20 protein-coding genes and 1 riboswitch are annotated in these 23,200 nt (G+C 63.2%); of the genes, 13 read left to right on the top strand and 7 right to left on the bottom strand.

Annotated features, from left to right (window positions below; genetic code table 11):
- Positions 1-10: 10 nt before the first annotated feature.
- The 4 genes from D460_RS0100755 to yghX all read left to right on the top strand — a co-directional run bounded on the left by D460_RS0100755 (position 11) and on the right by yghX (position 5,651).
- Positions 11-1,930, top strand: a complete 1,920-nt coding sequence (locus D460_RS0100755; protein ID WP_018896572.1) for a beta-N-acetylhexosaminidase — start codon at positions 11-13, stop codon at positions 1,928-1,930.
- A gap of 10 nt (positions 1,931-1,940) precedes the next feature.
- Positions 1,941-3,377: a M81 family metallopeptidase gene (locus D460_RS0100750; protein WP_018896571.1), complete on the top strand. Its 1,437-nt coding sequence runs from the start codon at positions 1,941-1,943 to the stop codon at positions 3,375-3,377.
- Between the two features lie 35 nt (positions 3,378-3,412).
- A complete protein-coding gene (locus tag D460_RS0100745) occupies positions 3,413-4,678 on the top strand; it encodes an MFS transporter (RefSeq protein ID WP_348625610.1) in 1,266 nt (421 codons plus the stop codon).
- A gap of 85 nt (positions 4,679-4,763) precedes the next feature.
- Positions 4,764-5,651: a YghX family hydrolase gene (gene yghX / locus D460_RS0100740; protein WP_018896569.1), complete on the top strand. Its 888-nt coding sequence runs from the start codon at positions 4,764-4,766 to the stop codon at positions 5,649-5,651.
- A 58-nt stretch (positions 5,652-5,709) separates the two neighbouring features.
- Here yghX and D460_RS0100735 read toward each other — a convergent pair whose 3' ends face one another.
- From D460_RS0100735 to D460_RS0100715, 5 genes are all read right to left on the bottom strand, one after another.
- Entirely contained in the window at positions 5,710-7,437 is a 1,728-nt protein-coding gene (locus tag D460_RS0100735) for a penicillin-binding protein 2 (protein ID WP_018896568.1), read from the bottom strand.
- 224 nt (positions 7,438-7,661) lie between these two features.
- On the bottom strand, positions 7,662-8,453 hold the full coding sequence (locus tag D460_RS0100730; protein ID WP_018896567.1) for an amino acid ABC transporter ATP-binding protein: 792 nt from the start codon (positions 8,451-8,453) through the stop codon (positions 7,662-7,664).
- A complete protein-coding gene (locus D460_RS0100725; protein ID WP_018896566.1) occupies positions 8,450-9,118 on the bottom strand; it encodes an amino acid ABC transporter permease in 669 nt (222 codons plus the stop codon). Before D460_RS0100725 ends, D460_RS0100730 begins: the two co-directional genes overlap by 4 nt.
- Positions 9,115-9,756, bottom strand: coding sequence for an amino acid ABC transporter permease (locus D460_RS0100720; RefSeq protein WP_018896565.1), 642 nt, complete (start codon positions 9,754-9,756; stop codon positions 9,115-9,117). The genes D460_RS0100725 and D460_RS0100720 overlap by 4 nt, the downstream gene beginning before the upstream one ends.
- Positions 9,757-9,840: 84 nt before the next feature.
- Positions 9,841-10,668, bottom strand: a complete 828-nt coding sequence (locus D460_RS0100715) for a transporter substrate-binding domain-containing protein (RefSeq protein WP_026282643.1) — start codon at positions 10,666-10,668, stop codon at positions 9,841-9,843.
- 242 nt (positions 10,669-10,910) lie between these two features.
- On the opposite strand from D460_RS0100715, the gene D460_RS0100710 reads away from it, so the two are divergent.
- From D460_RS0100710 to D460_RS0100695, 4 genes are all read left to right on the top strand, one after another.
- On the top strand, positions 10,911-11,636 hold the full coding sequence (locus tag D460_RS0100710; RefSeq protein ID WP_018896563.1) for a UTRA domain-containing protein: 726 nt from the start codon (positions 10,911-10,913) through the stop codon (positions 11,634-11,636).
- Between the two features lie 10 nt (positions 11,637-11,646).
- On the top strand, positions 11,647-12,585 hold the full coding sequence (locus D460_RS0100705; RefSeq protein WP_018896562.1) for a LysR family transcriptional regulator: 939 nt from the start codon (positions 11,647-11,649) through the stop codon (positions 12,583-12,585).
- A 97-nt stretch (positions 12,586-12,682) separates the two neighbouring features.
- A complete protein-coding gene (locus D460_RS0100700) occupies positions 12,683-14,023 on the top strand; it encodes an LLM class flavin-dependent oxidoreductase (protein WP_018896561.1) in 1,341 nt (446 codons plus the stop codon).
- A gap of 15 nt (positions 14,024-14,038) precedes the next feature.
- The gene (locus D460_RS0100695; protein WP_018896560.1) at positions 14,039-14,557 is read left to right on the top strand and encodes a flavin reductase family protein; all 519 of its coding nucleotides are present in this window, start codon (positions 14,039-14,041) and stop codon (positions 14,555-14,557) included.
- Positions 14,558-14,562: 5 nt separating this feature from the next.
- Here D460_RS0100695 and speB read toward each other — a convergent pair whose 3' ends face one another.
- Together speB and putA are read right to left on the bottom strand one after the other, a co-directional pair.
- Entirely contained in the window at positions 14,563-15,519 is a 957-nt protein-coding gene (gene speB / locus D460_RS0100690; protein ID WP_018896559.1) for an agmatinase, read from the bottom strand.
- Positions 15,520-15,646: 127 nt separating this feature from the next.
- Positions 15,647-19,357 (bottom strand): trifunctional transcriptional regulator/proline dehydrogenase/L-glutamate gamma-semialdehyde dehydrogenase, encoded by a 3,711-nt coding sequence (gene putA, locus D460_RS0100685; protein ID WP_018896558.1) that lies wholly within the window; start codon positions 19,355-19,357, stop codon positions 15,647-15,649.
- Between the two features lie 117 nt (positions 19,358-19,474).
- Between putA and D460_RS0100680 the strand changes: the two genes are divergently transcribed.
- From D460_RS0100680 to D460_RS0100660, 5 genes are all read left to right on the top strand, one after another.
- Positions 19,475-19,948: an Lrp/AsnC ligand binding domain-containing protein gene (locus tag D460_RS0100680; RefSeq protein WP_196809312.1), complete on the top strand. Its 474-nt coding sequence runs from the start codon at positions 19,475-19,477 to the stop codon at positions 19,946-19,948.
- 77 nt (positions 19,949-20,025) lie between these two features.
- A riboswitch (TPP riboswitch) is annotated at positions 20,026-20,121 on the top strand.
- A gap of 48 nt (positions 20,122-20,169) precedes the next feature.
- Positions 20,170-20,973: a hydroxyethylthiazole kinase gene (thiM, locus tag D460_RS0100675; protein WP_026282642.1), complete on the top strand. Its 804-nt coding sequence runs from the start codon at positions 20,170-20,172 to the stop codon at positions 20,971-20,973.
- The gene (gene thiE / locus D460_RS0100670; RefSeq protein WP_018896555.1) at positions 20,970-21,605 is read left to right on the top strand and encodes a thiamine phosphate synthase; all 636 of its coding nucleotides are present in this window, start codon (positions 20,970-20,972) and stop codon (positions 21,603-21,605) included. The genes thiM and thiE overlap by 4 nt, the downstream gene beginning before the upstream one ends.
- Positions 21,602-22,423 (top strand): bifunctional hydroxymethylpyrimidine kinase/phosphomethylpyrimidine kinase, encoded by an 822-nt coding sequence (gene thiD, locus D460_RS0100665; protein WP_018896554.1) that lies wholly within the window; start codon positions 21,602-21,604, stop codon positions 22,421-22,423. Before thiE ends, thiD begins: the two co-directional genes overlap by 4 nt.
- Complete coding sequence (locus D460_RS0100660) at positions 22,420-23,184, top strand: 3-oxoacyl-ACP reductase (RefSeq protein WP_018896553.1); 765 nt, start codon at positions 22,420-22,422, stop codon at positions 23,182-23,184. Before thiD ends, D460_RS0100660 begins: the two co-directional genes overlap by 4 nt.
- Positions 23,185-23,200 lie beyond the last annotated feature (16 nt).

The following is a 23,200-nucleotide window of genomic DNA, read 5'->3' as shown; positions in this document are numbered from 1 at the left end:
AGGAACAGTTATGGACACGGCCCCTTATCGTCTGGAGAGCTCCTGGCAGCCGGACGGCGGTCCGAATGGTCGCTTCACCTTTACCCTTTTCAACCTGTCGGATGCGCCGCTTGCGGATTTCAAGATCGTCTATACGTCGCTGACACGGGTGATCGACAAGAAGGCTTGCGAGAACGCGACCTTTCTGCGTCGCAACGCCAATTTCCATGAGTTCGCGCCACCTACAGGCCTTTCCATTGCGCCGGGTGAGGCCTGGACCTTTATCGTCAGCGGTCTGCACCGCCCCGCCAAACACTGCACCGATGGCGCCAAGTCGGCCTATGTGACGCTCGCCGATGGCAGCCACGTCGCGGTCGCCGTTTCCGACCTCCTGCTCGAGGGCCGCGTCAGCGAGCCGCCGCCGGTGCTGCTGCGGCAAGGCAAGCTCGACCTGCCTTTCGCGCTGCAGCCCTGGCCGGCCGAAATCGACGCCAAACCGGGCGATGGCTTCCCAGTCGTGCTTTATCCTTCGGCAGGCGCTTCCTCGGACGATCTGCGCGCCATGTCCACGGTCACCTCGCTTGTGCGCCGCCTGTTCGAAAGCGCGCACGCGCCGTTCAATCTGCAGCCGTCGCCGCAGGGCCGCGCGCTGCGATTCATTACCGACGCCGCGATTGCGGCCGAAGGCTACAAGCTCACCTTCTCGGCCGACGAAATCACGCTTGCCTATAAGGACGCCGCCGGTCGCCAGTATGGCCTGACGTCGCTTGCGCAGCTGCTCGAGGGCGCGCGCAGCCGGCCGGGCACCTTCCGTTTCCCGATTTCGGGTACCATCGTCGACAAGCCGCGCTACGGCTGGCGCGGCTGCCATCTCGACGTGTCGCGCCAGTTTTACCCGGCGGCCGATATCAAGCGGCTGGTCGATATTCTGGCCTGGCTAAAGCTCAATATCTTCCATTGGCACCTGACCGATGACGAAGCCTGGCGTTTGGAAATCAAGGCCTATCCGGAGCTCACGACCACTGGCGTGCTGCGCGGGCCGGACGCGCCGCTCTTGCCGCAGCTCGGCAATGGCGCGGAGCCGGTCGGCGGTTTCTATTCGCAGGACGATGTCCGCGAGATCGTCGCGCATGCGCTGGCGCTGAGCGTCGAGGTCGTTCCCGAAATCGATATCCCCGGCCACAGCACGGCGACCCTCGTTGCGCTCCCGGAACTGACCGATGGCCAGGAAGCACCGGACAGCTATCACTCGGTCCAGGGCTATCCGAACAATGCGCTGAACCCCGCCATTCCGCTGACCTACACCTTCCTCGAAAAGGTGCTTGACGAGATGGTCGAGCTCTTCCCGTCCAAGTATCTGCATATCGGCGGCGACGAGGTGGCGAACGGTTCCTGGCTGGCGTCGCCGCTTGCCAAGAAGCTGATGGAGCAGGAAGGCATCGAGGGCACCTTCGCGCTGCAATCCTACTTCCTGAAGCGCGTCAAGGACATGCTGACGGCGCGCGGGCGCAAGCTTGCCGGCTGGAACGAGGTCGCCCATGGCGGCGGCGTCGCGGCCAAGGACACGTTGCTGATGGCCTGGGAAAACCCGCAGGTTGGCATCGAGCTCGCCAGGGAAGGCTACGAGGTGGTCATGACCCCCGGCCAGGCCTATTATCTCGACATGGTGCAGGCTGAGGCCTTCCAGGAGCCCGGCGCCAGCTGGGCGGGCACGGTGCCGCCGGCCCACACTTATGGCTATGAAGCCGAGGGGGATTTCCCTGAAGAGCTGAAGGACAGGATGAAGGGCGTGCAGGCCTGCATCTGGTCCGAGCACTTCCTGTCGCGCGGCTATTTCAACCGTCTCGTCTTCCCTCGCCTACCGGCTATCGCCGAGGCTGCGTGGACACCAAAGGCGAAGAAGAACTGGGACCGCTTCTCGGCCATCGTGCCGCTGAGCCCGAAACTTTAAGGAGCTGACGATGCGGATCGCTGTTGGCGGAATTCATACGGAATGCAGCACCTATTCGCCGGTGCTGATGGCTGTCGAGGATTTTCGCGTCCTCAAGGGCGCGGACCTTCTGGGGGCCGAGTATTTCAACTTTCTGAAGGCCGATGGCATCGAACATCTGCCGCTGCTGCATGCGCGCGCCGTGCCTGGAGGCCCGGTCTCCCGCGTCGCCTACGAAGCCTTCAAGACCGAGTTCCTCGCCCTTCTGAAGGCGGCCTTGCCGCTTGATGGGCTCTATCTCGCCATGCATGGCGCGATGAATGTAGAGGGTATGGACGACGCCGAGGGCGATTGGATTTCGGCCGCTCGCGCGGTTGTCGGGCCCGATGTCGTCGTTGCGGCGAGCTATGACCTGCATGGCAATGTCAGCCAGAAGATCATCGATCAGCTCGATATCTTCGCCGGCTACAGGACCGCGCCGCATATCGATGTGCGCGAAACCATGGTGCGGGCGTGGTCGATGCTGATCGATGCTCTGAAGAGCGGCACACGCCCCGGCGTTGCCTGGGCTCCGGTGCCGGTTCTCTGGCCCGGCGAGCGCACATCGACCGAAGATCAGCCGGCGAAGGCGCTCTATGAGGCGCTGTCGGTCTTCGATCAGCGTGCGGGCGTTCTCGATGCCAATCTGATGGTCGGCTATGTCTGGGCCGACGAGCCGCGCGCGACCGCCTGCGCGGTCATCACCGCGACCAGCAAGGGCGCTGCTGCCAAGGCTGCGGAAGAGATCGCGCTCTCTTATTGGAACGCACGCGAGGACTTCCGCTTCGGTCCCGTCACCGGGCCGCTGGCGGAGATGCTCGACATCGCCGAGAAGGCCGAGACCTCGCCGGTTATCCTCGCCGATTCCGCCGACAACCCCACGGGTGGCGGCGTCGGCGATCGCGCCGACGTGCTGAACGCGCTGATCGCGCGCGGCTTTGACGGCGCGCTGATTGCTGGGATTACAGATCGTCCCGCCGTCGAGGCCTGCTTTGCCGCCGGCAAGGGCGCTACGCTTGCGCTGACGATCGGTGGCAGCCTCGATGGATCGAGCACGCCGGCCAAGGTGCAGGCGGAGGTCGTGCTGCTCTCCGATACCGGCGTGGCCGCCGAGCGTCAGGCGGTCGTGCGCGTTGGCGGGATCACCGTCGTGCTCGCCGCGCGCCGCCGCCCGTATCACAACATCGCCGATTTCACCCTGCTTGGGCTTGATCCGAAGGCCGTCCGCCTCCTGGTCGTCAAGTCCGGCTACCTCTCGCCGGAACTGGCGCCGATCGCTAATCCGAACCTGATGGCGCTGACGCAGGGTGTGGTGAACCAGGATATCGAGGGGCTCACCAGCAACCGCCGCGCGCGGCCTGCGTTCCCCTTCGATCGTGATTTCAGCTACATCCCGCAAGCGCGCTTCTCGGCGCGATGGACCGACTGATAGGAAATAACTGACAGCCTGGCGGTTTCGGTTTTATACCGGAGCCGCCAGGCCGCGCTCGCCCAAGACGAGCGTCTGCCGCCACCGCCACGAATTCGAACATGACCCGCTTTCTCCCTGCCGTCTTCCGCGACCCGACCATTCGGGTGAGCATGCTCGCCCTCTTTATGTTCGGCGTCGCGAGTGCCGCCACCTCTCCCTATCAATCTGTTGTCGGCATCCGCGAGCTGGGCTTGAGCAACGGGCTCTACTCCGCGCTGATTTTTTCCGCCGCGGCCGTCAACGTTACCGTCAGCATCCTGCTCGGCAATCTGGCGGACCGGCTCGGCGAATATCGCACCATGATGCTGGCGACTGCAATCTTTGGCGTGCTCGGCTATGGTGCGATCTACATTCTGCCGCATCAGGCAACCTTCGTGGTCAGCGCACTACTGCTCCTGCCGGTCTATGGCTCGCTGAATTCGCTGCTCTTCGGGAATGTTCGCCGAAGGACAACCGGCATGTCGCGCGATGACGTCGCCAGGGTCAATTCCGGTGTGCGCGCGATGATGTCGCTCTCCTGGGTCTTGGTGCCCGGCCTGACCGGCGTGTTGCTCGCCCGGTCGCCGAGCATGCTGCCGGCCTATCTGTTCGCCGGCATTGCCTGCGCCGCCTGCTTTGGCCTTATCGCCATTTTCCTTCCGCGGCAGACGGGGACCGACAAGGCCGCGAGCCGCCATTTCTCCTATCTGGCGGCGCTCGGCGAGGTCGTTTCGCCGCCGGTGCTCGTCCGGGTCATCGCCATCGCGCTCATCAGTTCGACGCTGCACATCAACGGCGCCATCCTGCCGCTGATCGTCACCGGCGCCGCGCACGGGACGGTCGCCGATCTCGGCATCCTCATCGGCATCGTCGCCTTTCTCGAGGTCGTCTTCATCATCGTCTGGGGGCGGGCGCAAAGGATCATGAGCCATGTGACGGCGCTCGCGATCGGCGCAAGCATCTATGTCGTCTATCTCACGCTGCTCGGCTTCGCTTCGGCGCCCTGGCATGTCTACGCGCTCACCTTGATCAGCGGCATTGGGGCGGCTGCGCTGATCAGCATCCCGATCACCTATCTGCAAGACCTGATCGCCGAGCGGCCAGGATTGGGCAGCGCGCTCATCTCCGTCAACATCTTCATCAGCGCCGGCCTCAGCGCATTGCTCTTCGCCATCGGCACTGCGGTCAGCAGCTATTCCGGAACCGCCTTCATCGGAGCGCTTGCCGGTGTGATCGGGCTGGCGATGCTCCTTTATTTCGACCGGCTGGGGCGTCGCTGAGCCCTGCTGGTAGCGCAATGTTGAACTGACGAGGGGAAACGGTCGTGTAGTATTGCCGCCGAAACGGATGGATGGAGGATCAATCATGAATCGGCTGACCGCGAAGGACTTCCCCCAGGAACTGCTTGAACTCTACGATTATTACGCGCATGGCAGGATCACCAAGCGTGAATTCCTCGACCGGGCGAGCAAGTTCGCTGTCGGCGGCCTGACCGCCGCTGCAATTCTATCCTCGATGAGCCCGAACTATGCTCTGGCGACGCAGGTGGAGTTCACCGATCCCGATATTATCGCCGAATACATCACCTATCCCTCGCCCAAGGGAAATGGCGACGTGCGCGGCTATCTCGTTCGCCCGGCGAAGACAGAGGGGAAGGTGCCAGGCGTGGTTGTCGTGCATGAAAACCGGGGGCTCAACCCCTATATCGAAGACGTCGCGCGGCGCGTTGCCAAGGCGGGCTTCATCGCGCTGGCGCCCGATGGCCTGACGTCCGTCGGCGGCTATCCCGGGAATGACGAGAAGGGCCGCGAGTTGCAGCAGAAAGTCGATCCGCAGAAGCTGATGAACGACTTCTTCGCCGCGATCGAGTTTCTGATGAAGAGCGACCTGACAACAGGCAAGGTCGGCATTACCGGCTTCTGCTACGGCGGCGGCGTCGCCAATGCCGCGGCAGTCGCCTATCCGGAACTCGGCGCCGCCGTGCCGTTTTACGGCCGTCAGCCGAGCGCCGACAGCGTCACGCGCATCAAGGCGCCGCTGCTTCTGCACTACGCCGAACTCGACAAGGGCATCACCGACGGCTGGCCGGCCTATGAGGCGGCGCTGAAGGCGGACAAGAAGGTCTATGAGGCCTATGTCTATCCCGGTGTGAACCATGGCTTTCACAATGACTCGACGCCGCGCTACGACGAAGCGGCCGCCAAGCTTGCCTGGGAACGGACTGTGGCCTGGTTCAAGAAGTACCTAGTCTAGGTGCTGTCAACAGGGCTTCCGACCGCCCATGCTGGCGGTCGGAGTCCGGTGCATCCGCTCAGTAGCCGACCAACAGGTTCTGTCCGAAATCCGGCTGAACGCCCAGTATCGGCCCGACCCGCTTGACGATATCGGCCACCATCGGCGCTGCGGTCTGGGCGGCGAAGTTGAGGTTGTGCAAACCCGTCAGCGGTTGATCGACGAATGACAAAACCACGTATCGCGGGTTTTGCATCGGGAAGCCCGCGAGGAAAGAGTTGAAGCTCAGCTTGTGTGAATAGACGCCGTGGATGACCTTGTTGGCCGTCCCGGTCTTGCCGCCGACATGGAAGCCGGGCACATCGGCGGTTCGCCCTGTGCCCTGCTCGCCATTCAGCTTGAAGAGATACCGGATGGTGTCACTGGTGCTCTTCTTGACGACTGGCTGTTCGGTCTCGGCAGCCTCTTCACGCGTGCGCGGCAGGAAGGTCGGCTCGATCAGTTCGCCGCCATCCAGAAGAGCCGCGCCGGCGACTGCGGTTTGCATCGGCGTCGTGGCAACGCCGTGGCCGAAGGCGGCGGTGAGGGAGTTGATCTTCTTCCAGACTCTCGGCTGGCTCGGCGCCTTCACTTCCGGCAACTCCGTCTGCATCTTCGAGAGCAGGCCGAAGCGGGTGAGGTATTCTTTCTGGATATCCATGCCGACGACATCCATCATCTTGGCGGTGCCGACGTTTGACGAATAACGGAAGATTTCCGGGATCGACAACACGCGCCTCGGAACGTCACGGTCGTCGTGGATCGTGAAGCCGCCGTAATGCAGTGGCGTGCTGGCGTCGAACGTATCGGACAGCTTGATCTTTCCGGTGTCGATCGCCATCGCGATCGAGAAGGTCTTGAAGACGGAGCCCATCTCATCGGTGCCATTCGACATCCGGTTGAGCCAGCCTTTGTCGCCATCCGCTTGCGGATCGTTCGGATCGAAGTCGGGTGCCGAGGCCATGGCGAGCACCTCGCCGGTGTAGATATCAAGGACCACGGCTCCGGCCGATTGCGCCTGATACCGGCCGATCGCGTCCGCCACCACATCGTGCACGGCGTTCTGCGCACGGATATCGATGGAAAGCTTCACCGGTTCCAGGCTGCCGGCGATAGTGAGACCCGTTGAGGCGAGGGCTGAGAGGCCCTGATCGTCAAGATATTTCTCCATGCCGCTGACGCCGTGATTGTCGATGTCGACATAACCGAGAATATGCGCGGCGGTGCGGCCGCCCGGATAGAAGCGCTTTACTTCGGGACGGAAGCCGATGGCGGGAATGCCAAGCTTCAGCACCTCGCTCTGCTGCTTCGGGCTCAGCTGACGCTTCAGCCAGGCAAAGTGCGAGCGACGGTTGGAGAGCTTCTGAAATGTCGAGCGCTTGTCGAGATCGGGAAAGACGGTTGCGAGCTTTTCGACCGCATCATCGACGTCGACGATCTTGATCGGCTCGGCGAACATCGACACGGTGCGGATGTCCGTCGCCAGCAGCTCTCCGTTGCGATCCAGGATATCCGGGCGCGATGCGACCGACGAAGGCTTGGGCAGGATGGCTGAGGTCGAGGGGTCGCCATGTACGCCGTAATAGATGAGCTTGCCGCCGATGACGCCGTAGGCAAGCACAAGCACGGTGCCTAATATTGCCAGCCGCGATCGCGGCGTGGGCGCCTTGCGGCGTGGCTTGACCAGGCGCCTGCCGCCATCGCGAGAGCCGAACTCCAGGCTGACGAGACGCCCGCTTCTGGATGCTAGGGTTTGAAGAATGGACATCGGATCCAGCTTGCTCGATAGCGCGCATACGAATTGTTAGTGCACATCAGCTAGCGCCGAGATCGTTAATGCTGTGTTAACGAATTGCCTCGGCTTGGCTCATTTCACAAAGAAGTCATTCCAACGGCTGCACTCTGCTACCGGCGGTGGCGGGCATCCGGGCCGATCCGCAACGGCAGCGTTTGCCGGCGCATGAACGAAGCACGTAGCCGACAGGAAACGCCCTACATCAGCATCGATGCGCCGCGGTCGAGATACGTGTCGAGGAACTGTTCAAGACGCGGATTGCGCGGCTTCTTGAACACGTCTTGCGGCGGGCCGGAAAACTGCACCTTGCCATGGTCGAGGAAGGTGATCTGCTGGCCGACCGTGGCCGCAAAGCCGATCTCGTGGGAGACGACCACCATGGTCATCCCCTCGGCGGCGAGATCACGCATGACGTTCAGCACTTCGCCGGTCAGTTCGGGGTCGAGCGACGAGGTCGGCTCGTCGAAGAGCATGATCTTCGGCTTCAGAGCCAGCGCCCGGGCGATCGCCACGCGCTGCTGCTGTCCGCCTGAAAGCTGCGACGGATAGTGCCCGGCGCGGCTTTCCAGCCCGACCTTGACGAGCTGCGCCATGGCCAGCTCCTCGGCTTGTTTCCTGTTCATCTTCTGCACCAGCTTCAGCGCCTCGCTGACATTGCCGAGCGCGGTCATATGGGGCCAGAGGTTGAACTGCTGGAACACCATGCCGATCTGCGCCCGGATGGCGCGGTTGGCGGCGGCCGGAATGCGCTCACGCACGCCCCGCGCATTTTCCGTGAAGCCGAGCGTTTCGCCGTTGATGGCGATCGTTCCTGATGTTGCCTCCTCGAGAAAGGCCATGCAGCGCAACAGCGTGCTCTTGCCGGAGCCCGATGGGCCGATCAGGCAGGACACCTGTCCCTGCGGGATCTCGAGGTCGATGCCGTGGAGAACGGTGGTGTCGCCGAATGTCTTGACGAGATTTTTGACTGCGATCGCGGGTAGGCTCATGCGTTGAAAAACCTGAATCGTGTGAGTTTCGTTTCGACGAGATGGCCAAGCCTGCCGGTGATCTCGACAAGGACCCAATAAAACAGCGCCAGCACCGACAGCGCTTCGACGAAGGCATATTGCTGCGCGCCGATGGCGCTCAGCGTCGCCGTCAGCTCGGGCACGGTGATGATCGATAAAACCGCCGTCTCCTTCATCAGGAGAACCGCCATGTTGAGCGAGGGCGGCAGCACCAGCATCGTCATTTCGGGCAGAAGGATGCGCCGGATGATCTGCCCTTGCGTCATGCCCACGCATTCGCCGGCCTCGATATGGCCCTTGGGAACGGCGAGAAAGCCGGAGCGGAAGATCTCGCTGTAATAGGCCGCGCCGTAGATCGAGATGCCGATCAGGCCCGCCGGGATCGGATCGAGCGAGAGGCCGATGAAGGGGCCGCCATAATAGACGAGGAAGATCTGGATCAGGAACGGCGTGCCGCGCAACACGGCGACGGCAAACCCGAGCACCTTGTCGAGCAGCATGCCGCCGAAGCGACGACCGACCGCCACGAAGAAGCCGAGTACGGCGGCGGCGATGGTGCCGACAATCCAGGTCATCAGCGTGACGCCGGCGCCGCTGACGATGGCCGGCATCTGGTCGAGAATGACGTTGATATCGAATGTCATCTTGGAACTCCCGGCAGGGAGCGCTCGATCAGGCCGCCCGCAAGCGCCACGATCCAGTTGATGACGAGATAGATGAGGCCCGCGGCCGCGAAGATCTGCAGCGGCAGGAAGGTGCTGCCGGCGAGGTCCTGCGCCATGCGGGTCAGTTCGATGATGCCGACGACCGAGACCAGGGACGATGCCTTGAGAATGAGGATCGCTTCGTTGACGAGCGCCGGGAATGTCAGGCGCAGCGCGATCGGCGCCTTGATGCGGCGGAAGATCTGGCCCGGTGTCATGCCGACCATCTCGGCCGATTCAATCAACCCGACGGGCACGCTGGCGAAACCGCCGCGAAGGTTTTCGGCCTGATAGGCTGCGGTGCAGAGCGACATGCCGGCGATCGCCGCTACAATGCTCGGAACGTTGAGGCCGATCGCGGGCAGCAAGTTATAGATCAGCAGAAGCTGGACGAGCAGAGGCACGCCGCGGAAGAAGCTGATGAAAACTTGAGCAGGAAGAACGAAAAGCGTCTTCTTCGACAGGAGCATGCCCGATAGCCCGATGGCGATCGCGAAGCCAATCAGGATAGAGACGACGCTGATCGTCACCGTGTAGATCGACGCCTGCAGAAGCAATTCGAAGAGTTTTAGGGACATATGCGGCTTTAGCCTGTCTGGCGCTCACAAAACCTGGTCGCGCTCCGGTATCGCCGGAGCGCGACGGATCACTGATTCATAAAATCAGAACGCCGGGTCCTTGACCGCGTCAGGGGTATCGAAGGTGGCGCCGAACCACTTCTTCTGCAGCTCCGCCATGCGGCCGTCAGCCTTGATCTTCAGCAGAGCGCCGTCGATCGCGTCCATCAGCGGCGCATGATCGGCATCCTTCAGGCCGATGAAGCCGAAGTAGGACTTCTTGCCGAAAGGCGGCTGAACGACTTCGAAGGTTCCCTCGCGCTGCTTGGCGACGAAGGCGATGTTCGGCAGCGAGTTTGCAACGCCGGCGATACGGCCGGCAGCGAGGTCGGCGTAGGATTCGGTGAAGGCAGGATATTCGCGGATATCAGCCTTGGTCGTCAGCGTATCGGAGAATTCCTTCAGCTGATCAAGCTGCGAAGTCGCCTTGCCGACGCCGATCTTCTTGCCGGCAATGTCTTCCGGCTTGCTGATCGAGCTGTCGCCGGCCTTCTTCAGGATCGCGATCGTTGCTTCGGCGATCGGTGGGGTGAAGCGGTAGCGTTCCATACGCTTCTTGGTGATCGTTGCCGGGCCAGCAACCACGTCGAACTTGCCGGCTTCGAGCGCCGGGAAAACGCCGTCCCAGGGAAGGGCGACCCACTCGATCTTGACGCCGAGTTCCTTGCCGATTTCGGCGAAGAGATCGACGTTGAGGCCCGCGTGCTCGCCGGCATCGATGAAGTCGAACGGCGCGAAGGCGGTCTCGGTGCCGACCTTCAGCGTGCCGGCTGCCTTGACGGCGGCAAGCGTGTCAGCGGCGTGCGCGGAAAGCGTCGCGCCAAACAGGAATGCGGCGCCGACCAGGCCCTTGAGCAATGAGTTTGCGATCATGATCTTCAATCTCTCCAGTGTTTGCTCCCCCTGTGGAGGAGCACGAGTTCCCGAACTTTTTAGTCCCTTAAGCGAACTTCTCCGGTCCGCTTTTGACTATACAAATAGATATAGGCTGGCCTAGTGTGTCAATGTCAAACTCCAGGAAAGCAATTTTTGTGCCGGGCAGGTGCGTCAGCTTTGAAGCAGCCCCCGGATCGGCGTTAGCGATTTCCGTCTCGCGCCGCAGAAAAGGTGACGTATTGGCCCCGATTCATCAAAGAATTTTCAAGGACATCGAAACGCGGATTCTAAGCGGCGAATGGCGCCCCGGAGATCGCATCCCGATCGAGCACGATCTCGTCGGGCAATATCAGTGCTCGCGGATGACGGTCAGCAAGGCGCTCTCCATCCTCGTCGAGCGCGGGCTGATCGTGCGCCGGCGCAAGGCCGGTTCCTTTGTCGCCTCGCCGCAGATCGACCGCACGGTGATGGATATCCAGGACATCAGCACCGAAGCGGCGCTTGCGGGCTACGAGCACCGGCACGAGATACTGTCGCGCAAGATCGAAAGGCTGGATACCGCCGAGGCCGCGCAGCTACAGGCGCCCGAGGGTTCTGAGGTTCTGAGGCTTCAATGCCTGCATATCGTCGACGGAAAGCCGATCGCCATCGAGCGTCGGCTGATCCTGCTCGACACCGTGCCGCTTGCAAGAGACGAGAGCTTCATGGGTGCCCCGCCGGCGAAGTGGCTGTTGTCGCAGGTGCCGTGGTCGAAGGCGAGGCATGTCATCCGGGCGGTCTCGGCCGACGCGTCGACGGCGCGCGTGCTTCTGATGGAGCGCGGCGAGCCCTGCCTCAATCTCATTCGCCAGACGTGGCAGAACGAGCGTATGGTGACGCATGTCGAGATCATGCATCCCGGCGATCGATTCCAGTTCGCGAGCGTCTTCCAGCCGGCTGAAAAACGCTCGCGGCGCCAACCCTGACGAGGCCCACTTGACCGATGAGCAACAGCTGAGGGCGCTCCCGCTGAAGGCGCTGCAGGCTTTCGAGGCAGCCGGGCGTTGCGGCAGCGTCACGGCGGCGGCGATCGAGCTCAATGTGTCGCCGGGCGCGATCAGCCAGCAGATCAGGAAGATCGAGAGCTTTCTCGGCGTCACGCTCCTGGAGCGCAGCGGCCGAACCGCGGAGTTGACGGTCTGGGGCCGGCTCTATCACCGCGAGATCACCAAGGGCTTCGAGCAGTTCGCGATCGCGCAGCAGGTGCTGGAGCGTGCGCGCAACGAGAATGCGCTGGTCCTGAGCGCCCTGTCCTCGGTGGTGAACAAGTGGATCGGACGGCGCATCTTCGACTGGCAGGCCATGCACCCGGCCGCCCACATCCGCGTCATCGGCCGCGACCGCGAGCCGCGCATGGGCTTCGACGAGGTCGATTTCCGCGTCAGCTATGGTTCAGACGTGCTGCAGCACGATCATTATACCGAGCTATTCCGCGACTGGGTCGTTCCCGCCTGCTCGCCGGCATTGATCGCGGCTGCCAAGCCCACAGCGGCGGAGTTGTTGCGCTATCCGCTGCTGCATGTCGAATGGGAGCGGCATTTCACGCCCTATCCGCGCTGGTCGGAATTCGCCGCAAAGGTCGGCGTCGATCTCAAGGAGACGACGCCGGGATTGTCCTTCACGCTGTCTAGCAGCGCCATCGATGCTGCGGTCAACAAGCGCGGCGTGGTGCTCGCTCAGATGTCGATGATATCGGACGAGCTCGAGGCGCAGACGCTGGTCATTCCCGTCGACATCAGGATCCCGTTGCGCGAGAGCTATTTTCTGGCTTGGGATCGATCGGCCCTGCAGAAAGCCTATGGGCCGGAATTTCGCGATTGGGTGGTTGCGATCTCGCGGCAGCAGGGGCAGGTCTCGGCGCAGCCCACTCTTTAGAAAAACTAAAACGGAAGATAGCTGCGCGATATTGATGAAAAAAGTCGCGTGGCGTTAGCTTGCGCAATTGATAGCGGTCAATTTTGGGGAGACGACGATGGCGCGCAGCGACAAGATGAAACTGGGCACGTTTGTCTATACGTTCGGCTTTCATCCGGCCTCGTGGCTGCATCCTGACAGCAACGTCAATGGGGCCAACGATTTCAGCCATCTTCTCGACGTCGCCAAGCGCTCTGAAGCGGCAAGGCTCGATTTCATGTTCTTGGCGGATTCGCCCGCAGCCGCGGTCGGCGATCCGGACGCGCTCTCGCGCATTCCGACCAAGATGAACCGCTTCGAGCCGCTGTCGCTGCTATCGGCGCTCGCGGTTTCGACGGAGAAGCTCGGCCTGGTGGCCACGGTATCGACAAGCTACTACGAGCCGTTCAACGTCGCACGTCTGTTTGCCTCGGTCGATCACCTGAGCGGCGGCCGCGCCTGCTGGAATGTCGTAACCTCAGACCACGACGAGACCGGCTATAACTTCAACCGCGAAGGTCTCGACCCGCATGCGCTGCGCTACGAGCGTGGCAACGAATTCGTGGATGTCGTGTTCGGCCTGTGGGACAGCTTCGAGGAAGGCGCGCTGCTGCTCGATCGGGAAAGCGGCGTCTACTACGACAAGACCAAGCACCATACGCTCAATCACAAGGGCAAGCATTTCCAGGTGCGCGGCCCGCTCAATATCGCCCGCTCCCCGCAGGGCCGGCCTGTGATCGCGCAGGCGGGTGGTTCCGAACCGGGCATGGACATGGCGGCGCGAACGGCAGAGATCGTCTTCAGCCTGGCGTCGAACATCGACCGCAACCGCGCCTTCTATCAGAACGTCAAGGCGCGGATGCCGGCCTATGGCCGCGACCCCGACGATCTGAAGATCATGCCCGGCGTCGTCCTGAATGTCGGCGAGACGGAAGCCGAGGCGAAGGCCAAGGTCGATTATCTGATCGACAAGATGCACCCGGATGTCGGCCGCTTGATGCTGTCGGAATTCCTGGAGGCAGATCTGACCGGCGTGCCGCTCGACAAGCCCTTTCCCATGGACAGGCTGCCCGAAGCGCCGAAGGGGTCGCGGGCGCTATTCGACGAACTCGTCGATTTCGTCAAGAGCGGGCGGACCGTCGGTGAACTCGTGCGCCACTATGCCGAAAAGCACACCGGTAACGGCATCACCGGCACGCCGAAGCAGATCGCCGATTTCATGGAAGAGTGGTTCGAGACCCGCGCGGCGGATGGCTTCATCCTGATGTTCCCAACGCTGCCGGCGAGCCTCGACGATTTCGTCAAGCTCGTGCTTCCGGAATTGCGTCGCCGTGGCCTGTTCCGCGAGGAGTACGAGGGCGCGACACTGCGCGAGAACCTCGGCCTGTCGATGCCTGCCAATCGTTTCGCGAAAAGCTGAGAGGGGGAACTGGCGATGCTCGACAAACCTGTCGTCGATCAAGCAGCGTTCAAGCTCTCGATGCGGCATCTGGCCGGCGCCGTCAGCGTTATAACGGTCGGAGAAGGAGACGAGCGGACGGGCTTTACCGCGACGTCGGTCTCATCGCTCTCGGCGGATGTGCCCTCGGTGATCGTCAGCGTCAACCGATCGTCCTCCTCGTGGCCCGCCGTCGATAAATATCGCCGTTTCTGCGTCAATGTTCTCGCCGCCGACCAACAGCAGGTCGCGCAATCTTTCGCCGGCTTCGATGGTCGCCGTGGTGCCGAGCGTTATGAGGGCGCGCAATGGTATGAGCTTGCAACGGGAACGCCGGCGCTGTCGGACGCGCTGACGGTGCTAGATTGCGAGCTGGACACGGTTCTCAATCACCACTCGCATGCCATCCTGATCGGCCGCGTACGGGCGATCGAGACGCGCGAGGACGTGGAGCCGCTGCTTTACTGGCGCGGCGGCTACCGGAGATTGGCGGGGAGCATCAGCGCCCGACCGTAGTGGCACTAGCGGTTATCGGCCACCTGTTTGGCGATGACGCACAGGAGTTCGAACATCATCGTCGCCCCTGCCAGTGCGGTGATGCCGCCGACATCGAATGGTGGCGCGACCTCGACGACATCGGCGCCGACAATGTTGACGCCGGCAAGCAGCCGGATCATCTGCTGCGCTTCGCGCGTCGTGAAGCCGCCCACTTCAGGCGTGCCCGTTCCCGGCGCCATCGATGGATCGATGCTGTCGATATCGAAGGTGACATAGGTGGGGTGGTTGCCGGCAATCCGCCGCGCCTCCGCCATCACGTCCTTCGCGCCACGCTCGACGAACTCCTCCATATAGATCACGCGCACACCCTGCGCTCTCGCCCAATCATGCTCCGAGGGATCGTAGACCGAACCGCGAATGCCGATCTGGACGATCCGCTTCGGGTCCAGCAAACCTTCCTCGATCGCGCGACGGAAAGGCGTGCCGTGGGTATAGGGGTTGTCGCCGAAATAGGTGTCGTTGGTGTCGGAATGGGCGTCGAAATGGATGAGCCCGACCGGCCGGGTCTTGGCGACCGCGCGCAGCACGGGCAGCGTGGTCAGATGGTCGCCGCCGACCGAAAGCGGAATGGCGCCGGCGGCCACGATCTCGGCGATCCCCGCCTCGATGCGGCTCAGACCATCCATCAGGTTGATCGGGTTGACCGAGAGATCGCCGACATCGGCGATATTGGCGATGCTGTATGGCTCGGTGCCGGAGACATGATGCACCCGGCGCATCAGGCTCGACTGGCTGCGCACTTCCCGTGGCCCGTGTCTCGCGCCGGCCCGGTTGGTCGTGCCACCGTCCCAGGGGATGCCGACGAGCGCGATATCCAGACCCTTGGCCGTTTCGGCTGTCGGCAGGCGCATGAAGGTCGCCTGACCCGCGAAACGAGGAACCTCGGCTGCATCGATGGGCTGGTTGTATGATCCGGTCATTGGTCGATCCCGTTGGTGCTTCGCTCCATTGGTAGGAACGTCGAACAGGATTGTCACGCTGTTTCGGATCATCGCGCACAAGCAATACGTCACGCCATATCGCGTGACGTATGTCAGTCGATGAGGATCAGCCGATCGACATGAGGCTCGCATTGCCGCCGGCGGCAGCGGTGTTGATCGAGGTGGAAACCTCTTCCAGCAGCCAGTTCAGGCAATAGGCCTCCGGATGGCGCTCCAGTTCCGCCGTCGAGGCCGCCTGCGTCAGGAGCAGCGGGCCGGACATGGCGGCGATTTCCTGCTGCATCGAGGCGATGCGGGCGCTGTCACCTTCGATGAGCGCGCCCGAGAGGATCTCGCTCGTGCTCCTGCCGTTGCCGAAGGCGATGCGCTGGGAAACGCTGACGGGAAGATCCTTCAGGCCGCTGCGAAGGCTGTCGCTGCATTCGATGAATGCCTTGTTGCCGGTTGCCAGAACCGAAGAGATCTGGCGATGCAGGCCGACTTCGGAGACCGGCGCGCAGAAGATGGTGCCGCGCGCGTGCAGCGCGTAGATGTTGCGCTCGCCGACGGGGCCGGTGAGCTCGCTCTCCAGTCCGAGCGCCGACTGGCTGCCGAGATTGCGGGCCATTTCGGCCTCGTCATGCAGTTCGCGCTCGTCCAGCCACTTGGCGAAATCCGACAGCGCCGGATCGCTATAGACCGAACTGTGCTGCGGCGGGATCGGTGGTGTCTTCACCAGGCGGCCGAGATAGAGCGGTCCGCCGGCCTTGGGGCCGGTGCCGGAAAGCCCGCGTCCGCCGAATGGCTGAACGCCAACCACGGCGCCGATGACATTGCGGTTGACGTACACGTTGCCGACCTCGATGCGGGAGGTTACGCGGGCGATGGTTTCGTCGAGACGCGTGTGCAGGCCGAAGGTCAGGCCATAGCCGGTGGCGTTGATCTCGTCCACGAGCCGGTCCAGATCCTGTCGGCGCCAGCGGATGACATGCAGCACCGGCCCGAACACTTCGCGCTTCAGTTCGGCGATGTTCTTGAGCTCCACGATCGTCGGGGCGACGAAGGTGCCATGCTGTGTCTCTGTCGGCAGCTCGATGCGTTCGACCTGGCGGCCAAGCGCCTGCATCGACTTCACGTGGGTCTCGATGATCTCCTTCGCATCGGCGGTGATGACGGGGCCGATATCGGCGGAGAGGCGATTGGTGTTGGCGATCGTCAGTTCGCGCAGCGCGCCCTTCAGCATCGTCAGCGTGCGGTCGGCGACGTCGTCCTGCAGGCAAAGAATGCGCAGCGCCGAGCAGCGCTGGCCGGCGCTGTCGAAGGCAGATGCGATGACATCGCCCACGACCTGTTCGGCAAGCGCCGAGGAATCGACGATCATGGCGTTCTGGCCGCCGGTTTCGGCGATGAGCGGGATCGGCTTGCCGTTGGCGGATAGCCGCTTGGCGAGTTCGGCCTGGATCAGCCGGGCAACTTCGGTCGAGCCTGTGAACATCACGGCCGCCGTCTCCGGCGCCGCGACAAGCGCCGCACCGACGCTACCTTCGCCCGGAACCAGCTGTACCACATCCTTCGGAATGCCCGCCTCATGCAGGATCCTGATGGCCTCGGCGGCAATCAGCGGCGTTTCCTCGGCGGGCTTTGCCAACACGGGATTACCGGCGACCAGGGCTGCCGCGACCTGACCGCTGAAGATCGCCAGCGGGAAGTTCCAGGGGCTAATGCAGACCACGGGTCCCAGCGGCGCGTGTGATGGCCCCAGCGTGCGGCGCGCCTGTTCGGCGTAATAGCGCAGGAAGTCGATCGCCTCGCGTACTTCGGCGATGGCGTTCTGCACCGACTTGCCGGCTTCGCGAATGATGAGGCCGAGCAGTGTTTCCATGCGCGTCTGCATGATATCGGCCGCGCTGTCGAGCAACGCGGCACGGTCTGCGGGCGAAACGCCGGCCCAGTATGCTGTTGCCGCTTGCGCCGCCTGCATTGCTGCTGCGACTTCGGATGGCGTTGCCTCACGAACCTGGCCTACGGCGTCCCGGTGGTCGGCGGGGTTGAGCACGTCGCGGGCGCCGTTGATGTCGGTCGCCTGACTTGGAAGGGCGCGCCAGCCCTTTGTTGCGCTTTCGCCGAGCAAGTGGGACAGGTGATTAAGTACCGCTTCGCTGGAGAGATCGAGGCCGGCGGAGTTGATGCGGGTTCCGTAGAGTTCGCCGGGAAGCGAGATCTTGTCGTGCTTCTGCCCGACGATCGGCATCTTCGAGACGATCTCGGCCGGGTCGGCGATCAGTTCGTCGATGGAGACGTTTGGATCCGCGATCCGGTTGACGAAGGAGGAGTTGGCGCCGTTCTCAAGCAGTCGGCGCACGAGATAGGCAAGCAGCGTCTCATGCGTGCCGACGGGGGCGTAGATGCGGCAGGGGCGGTTCAGGTTCTGTCGGCCGACCACCTCGTCGTAAAGCGGCTCGCCCATGCCATGCAGGCATTGGAACTCGTATTTGCCGACATAATAATCCGAGCCTGCCATCTGGTAGATGGTCGCCAGCGTCTGGGCGTTGTGGGTCGCGAACTGCGGGAAGACGGCATCCGTCGCAGCCAGAAGCTTCCTGGCGCAGGCGATATAGGAAACGTCGGTGTAGATCTTGCGGGTGAAGACGGGGAAGTCCGCGAGGCCATCGACTTGCGCACGCTTGATCTCCGCATCCCAGTAAGCGCCCTTGACGAGGCGCACCATGATGCGGCGGCCGGCGCGGCGCGCGAGGTCGATGATGAAATCAAGCACGAAGGGGCAGCGTTTGCCGTAAGCCTGGACGACGAAGCCCATGCCGTTCCAGCCTTCCAGATCGGGGTCGAGGCAGAGCGCTTCCAGAAGGTCGAGCGACAGTTCGAGGCGGTCGGCCTCCTCGGCGTCGATGTTGAGGCCGATGTCGTAGGACTTGGCGATCAGCGCCAGCGCCTTCACCTTCGGCAGCAACTCGTCCATGACGCGGGCGCTCTGCGCGCGCGCGTAGCGCGGATGCAGCGCCGAAAGCTTTATCGAGATGCCCGGGCCTTCGTAGATGCCACGCCGATCCGACGCCTTGCCGATGGCGTGGATCGCGGTTTCGTAATCCTTGTAGTAGCGCTTCGCGTCGGCGCCCGTGGTCGCGGCTTCGCCCAGCATGTCGTAAGAATAGCGGAAGCCGCGCTGATCGAGCGGCTTTGCCCGCTGCAGCGCTTCGTCGATGGTCTCGCCGGTGACGAACTGCTCGCCCATCATCCGCATCGCCATGTCGACGCCGCGGCGGATCACCGGTTCGCCGCAGCGGGCGATCAACCTAGTCAATGCGGCCGAAAGGCTGCGGTCGGCGACCGTCGACGTCAGCTTGCCTGTCACGACGAGACCCCAGGTCGCGGCGTTGACAAAGAGCGAGCGACCGCCGCCGAGATGGGCCTTCCAGTCACCTTCGGAAATCTTGTCGCGGATAAGAGCGTCACGCGTTGCGGTGTCGGGAATGCGCAGCAGCGCCTCGGCCAGACACATCAGCGCGATGCCCTCCTGGCTGGAGAGCGAGTATTCGTGCACCAGTCCCTCGACGCCGGTTCCCTTGTGCTTGGCGCGCAGCGCCTCGATCAGCTTGCGGGCGGTGTCGGCGGCGGCTTTTCTGACGTGATCAGGAAGGGCGGCAGCCTCAACCAGGCGTGGCACGCAGATCGTCTCCGGAGTGCGGTAGGCAGCCGTGATGGCGCGGCGCAGATCGCTTTGCTCTCGGATCGGAGGGGCAAATCCGTCAAAGGGATTTGCAGAGCCGTTGGCCTGCTCTACTGTGACTTCGACTGCTGCCGCGTCGGTGGTGATTGCCATGCTGGGCTCCTGATCCGATGATGTCGGAAAGCTAGCAGATTTCAAAAAGTCAATTTCACTTGATTTCGAGTGTTCTAGTCTTTAGTTCGCTATTCAATATTCATATTGAAGGAAATTATTGTGGCGGGCGCGGGAAATATCAGGGAAATCGACCAATTCGATCAGCGCATCCTCGACGCGCTCGTCGCCGATGGCCGGATGTCGGTGACCGACCTCGCCAAGCGCGTCGGTCTGTCCAACACGCCCTGCCAGGTCAGGCTCAAGCGACTGATCGAGGATGGCTACATTCTCGGCTTCCGCGCCATCATCGACGTTAACAAACTCGGCCGCAACCATGTGGCGTTTACCGAGGTGAAACTCTCCGACACCAGGGAGAACGCGCTGAACGCTTTCAACGTCGCGGTCCGCAAGCTGCAGGAGGTCGAGGAGTGCCACATGATCGCCGGTGCCTTCGATTATCTCCTGAAGATACGCACGTCCGATATCGCCAATTATCGCCTCGTTCTGGGCGAAAAGATCTCCAGCCTTCCCTTCGTCGCCAACACGTCGACCTTCGTTGCTATGGAAGCGATCAAGGAGAACGGCGCCTGATCGGCGGCTAATTGCCAGCTCCCGGCTGCTGTCATTTTGCGCGTGACAGCGGTCGGCTTCTCTGACAGAACATAGCCATTGAGAGACAGGGGCGTTTGCCGACGGCAGACTGAGAAGTACCCTTTGAACCTGAACCAGATAATGCTGGCGGAGGGAGTCGCTCGGACCCTTCGGCATTGCTATCAGGGTCCCCGCGTCTTGCCCCGCCCGAAAGGGGCATGATGAAAGACGACAGATCTCCCGGTTCGATGCTGGATGCCATGCGCGCGCAAAAGCCGCTCGTTCAGTGCATCACCAATTTCGTTGCGATGAACATCGCCGCCAACGTGCTGCTCGCAGCCGGCGCTTCGCCAGCCATGGTGCATGCCGAGGACGAGGCCGGCGAGTTCGCGGCCATCTCCGGCGCGCTGACTGTTAACATCGGCACGCTCTCGCCGAGCTGGATGAACGGCATGCGCGCCGCTGCCAGATCGGCGGGCGAGAGCGCCAGGCCATGGGTCCTCGACCCCGTCGCCCACTATGCGACCGCGTTTCGCAGACAGGCCGTCGCGGATCTGCTGGCGCTTCGCCCGACCATCATTCGCGGAAACGCGTCCGAGATCATCGCGCTCGCCGGTGGCGAAAGCCGGGGGCAGGGCGTCGATAGCCGCGACCCTGTGGAGCAGGCGGAAGCTGCCGCCAGCCATATCGCAGAAAAGCACCAGGCCGTGGTTGCGGTGACGGGCGAGGTCGATTTCGTCACCGATGGCACGCGCGCCTGCCGCATCGAGGGCGGTTCATCGCTGATGCCGCAGGTGACGGCGCTCGGTTGCTCGCTGACATGCCTCGTCGGCGCCTTCGCCGCCACCCGGTCCGATGCGCCGTTCGAAGCGACGATATCGGCGCTCGCCATGTTCGCCGTCGCCGGCGAAGAGGCGGCGCGCGGCGCGGAGGGCCCGGGGTCATTTTCCTGGCGGTTCCTCGACGCCCTCGCGGCGATAGACGGCGCCGCGGTCGACAACAATGCGCGGGTGCGGATGCTATGAGGACGATCGATCTCTCGCTCTATCTTGTCCTCGATCCCGAGCTCTGCGCCGGTATCGGCATGGTCGAAACAGCAAGGCGCGCCGTCGCCGGTGGCGCGACGGTCGTGCAGCTTCGCGACAAGCATGCCTCCACGGCGCGCATGATCGAGACCGGCCTTGCTCTGAAGGAAGCGCTCGCCGGGACAGGCGCGCTGCTTGTCATCAACGATGATGTCGAGGCGGCCGTGGCGATCGGCGCCGATGGGCTTCATGTCGGCCAGGACGATATGGTCGTGCGTGCCGCGCGCGGGCGGATCGGACGCGACATGATCCTTGGCCTGTCGGTGGAGACAGAGGCGTTGGCGAGGGCTGTCGATCTGGCATTGGTCGACTATGCCGGCATCGGCCCGGTCTTCGCGACGCCGACCAAGCCGGATCACAAACAGCCGATCGGCTTCGACGGCCTTGCACGTCTCGTCGCTGTCTGCCCGGTTCCATCCGTTGCGATCGGCGGGCTGAAGCTGGCGCATGTCGGCGGTGTTTTTGCTGCCGGTGCCGACGGGATCGCCGTCGTCTCGGCAATATGCGGCACAGCCGATCCTCGCGGAGCCGCCCTCGAGCTTTCGCAGGCTATTCAAGGGAGATCACGATGATCCGCAACGTTCTCTCCATCGCCGGATCCGATCCATCGGGCGGTGCCGGCATCCAGGCCGATCTCAAGGCGTTTGCCGCGCGAGGCGTCTATGGCATGGCGGTACTCACCGCGTTGACTGCCCAGAATACGCAGGGCGTATCCGGCGTTCACCTTGTCCCGCCAGGCTTCGTGGCGGATCAGATAAGGGCCGTGTTCGCGGATGTCCGCGTCGATGCCGTGAAGATCGGCATGATCGCCAATGCCGAAATCGCCGATGCAGTCGCCGACGTTCTCAGGCTTCATCCCGGCATCCCAATCGTTCTCGATCCCGTCATGGTGGCCAAGGGTGGGGCGAAGCTTCTCGATCCCGCTGCGGTCGATGTGCTTCTGCGCCGGCTGCTGCCGCTTGCGACGCTGCTGACGCCCAATCTGCCTGAGGCAGCTGCGTTGCTGCACACCGATGTGGCCGAGAGCCGCCGGGAGATGGGCGAGCAGGCCGAAGCGCTGCGCGCTTTGGGATCCGTTGCCGTGCTCGTCAAAGGCGGCCATCTCGAGGGCGACCAGAGCCCCGATGTGCTGGCAACGGAAGACGGCCTCTCTTGGTTCGAAGCCGCCAGGATCCCGACCGCAAACACCCACGGCACCGGCTGCACGCTGTCGAGCGCGCTTGCGGCCGAGCTCGCCAAGGGCGCGACGCTGCCACAGTCGGTGGCAGCCGCAAAGACCTATCTCGCCGGCGCGGTGACTGCTGCCGACACGCTCGACGTCGGCTCGGGACATGGCCCGGTCCAGCACTTTCACGAACTTTGGACGACAGAGGAAGGAGACACGAAATGACATTGCCGATCAGTGAGCAGACGGTGATCGTAACCGGCGCCGCGCGTGGGCTCGGGGCGGCGATCGCAAGCGCTTTCGCCCGCGAGGGCGCGAAGGTGGCGATCAACTATCGCAACAGCCGGGAGCAGGCCGAGGCGCTGGCGAAGAGCCTCGGCGAGCGGGCGTATGCGTTTCAGGCCGATATCCGCGACGGCGCGGCCGTGAGTGAATTGGTGGCGGATGTCACGCTCAGGCTGGGGTCGCCGACCACGGTGGTGCACAATGCGCTCGCCGATTTCAGCTTCAACGGCGATGCACGCCCGAAACTCGGCGAGCTCAGCTGGGAAGAAATGACCGCGCAACTCGATACGGCGGTGAAGGGTGCTTTGAACCTCATTCAGACAACGCGCCCCGGCATGGTCGCTGCCGGCTTTGGGCGTGTTGTCACGATCGGGACCAATCTCTTCCAGAACCCTGTCGTTCCCTATCACGACTATACGGCGGCTAAGGGGGCGCTGTTGTCGCTCACTCGCACCGCGGCGGCCGAACTCGGGCCTGATGGCATCACCGTCAACATGGTCTCCGGCGGATTGCTGCGGACCACCGATGCCAGCGCCGGGACGCCCGATGCGGTGTTCGATCTCATCGCCGGCAGCACCCCGCTGCGCCGCGTGACGACGCCGGAGGAAGCCGCCGACGCCGTGCTGTTTTTTGCCAGCCCGTGGGCGCGGGCGGTTACCGGCCAGAACCTCATCGTCGACGGCGGCCTTGTCTTTGGCTGACGTGTTTGGCTGAACT

The sequence above is a fragment of the Rhizobium sp. 2MFCol3.1 genome (genome assembly GCF_000377565.1).
Lineage (GTDB): Bacteria > Pseudomonadota > Alphaproteobacteria > Rhizobiales > Rhizobiaceae > Rhizobium.
The sequence above is the reverse complement of the archived record's forward strand: the minus strand, read 5'-3'. Positions and strand labels throughout refer to the sequence as shown.

Excerpts from the sequence above, each read along its gene's own strand:
- D460_RS0100755 (WP_018896572.1), top strand. The coding sequence starts at position 11 with ATGGACACGGCCCCTTATCGTCTGGAGAGCTCCTGGCAGCCGGACGGC.
- D460_RS0100750 (WP_018896571.1), top strand. The coding sequence starts at position 1,941 with ATGCGGATCGCTGTTGGCGGAATTCATACGGAATGCAGCACCTATTCG.
- yghX (WP_018896569.1), top strand. The coding sequence starts at position 4,764 with ATGAATCGGCTGACCGCGAAGGACTTCCCCCAGGAACTGCTTGAACTC.
- D460_RS0100735 (WP_018896568.1), bottom strand. The coding sequence starts at position 7,437 with ATGTCCATTCTTCAAACCCTAGCATCCAGAAGCGGGCGTCTCGTCAGC.
- D460_RS0100730 (WP_018896567.1), bottom strand. The coding sequence starts at position 8,453 with ATGAGCCTACCCGCGATCGCAGTCAAAAATCTCGTCAAGACATTCGGC.
- D460_RS0100725 (WP_018896566.1), bottom strand. The coding sequence starts at position 9,118 with ATGACATTCGATATCAACGTCATTCTCGACCAGATGCCGGCCATCGTC.
- D460_RS0100720 (WP_018896565.1), bottom strand. The coding sequence starts at position 9,756 with ATGTCCCTAAAACTCTTCGAATTGCTTCTGCAGGCGTCGATCTACACG.
- D460_RS0100715 (WP_026282643.1), bottom strand. The coding sequence starts at position 10,668 with ATGATCGCAAACTCATTGCTCAAGGGCCTGGTCGGCGCCGCATTCCTG.
- D460_RS0100700 (WP_018896561.1), top strand. The coding sequence starts at position 12,683 with ATGGCGCGCAGCGACAAGATGAAACTGGGCACGTTTGTCTATACGTTC.
- D460_RS0100695 (WP_018896560.1), top strand. The coding sequence starts at position 14,039 with ATGCTCGACAAACCTGTCGTCGATCAAGCAGCGTTCAAGCTCTCGATG.
- speB (WP_018896559.1), bottom strand. The coding sequence starts at position 15,519 with ATGACCGGATCATACAACCAGCCCATCGATGCAGCCGAGGTTCCTCGT.
- putA (WP_018896558.1), bottom strand. The coding sequence starts at position 19,357 with ATGGCAATCACCACCGACGCGGCAGCAGTCGAAGTCACAGTAGAGCAG.
- thiM (WP_026282642.1), top strand. The coding sequence starts at position 20,170 with ATGAAAGACGACAGATCTCCCGGTTCGATGCTGGATGCCATGCGCGCG.
- thiE (WP_018896555.1), top strand. The coding sequence starts at position 20,970 with ATGAGGACGATCGATCTCTCGCTCTATCTTGTCCTCGATCCCGAGCTC.
- thiD (WP_018896554.1), top strand. The coding sequence starts at position 21,602 with ATGATCCGCAACGTTCTCTCCATCGCCGGATCCGATCCATCGGGCGGT.
- D460_RS0100660 (WP_018896553.1), top strand. The coding sequence starts at position 22,420 with ATGACATTGCCGATCAGTGAGCAGACGGTGATCGTAACCGGCGCCGCG.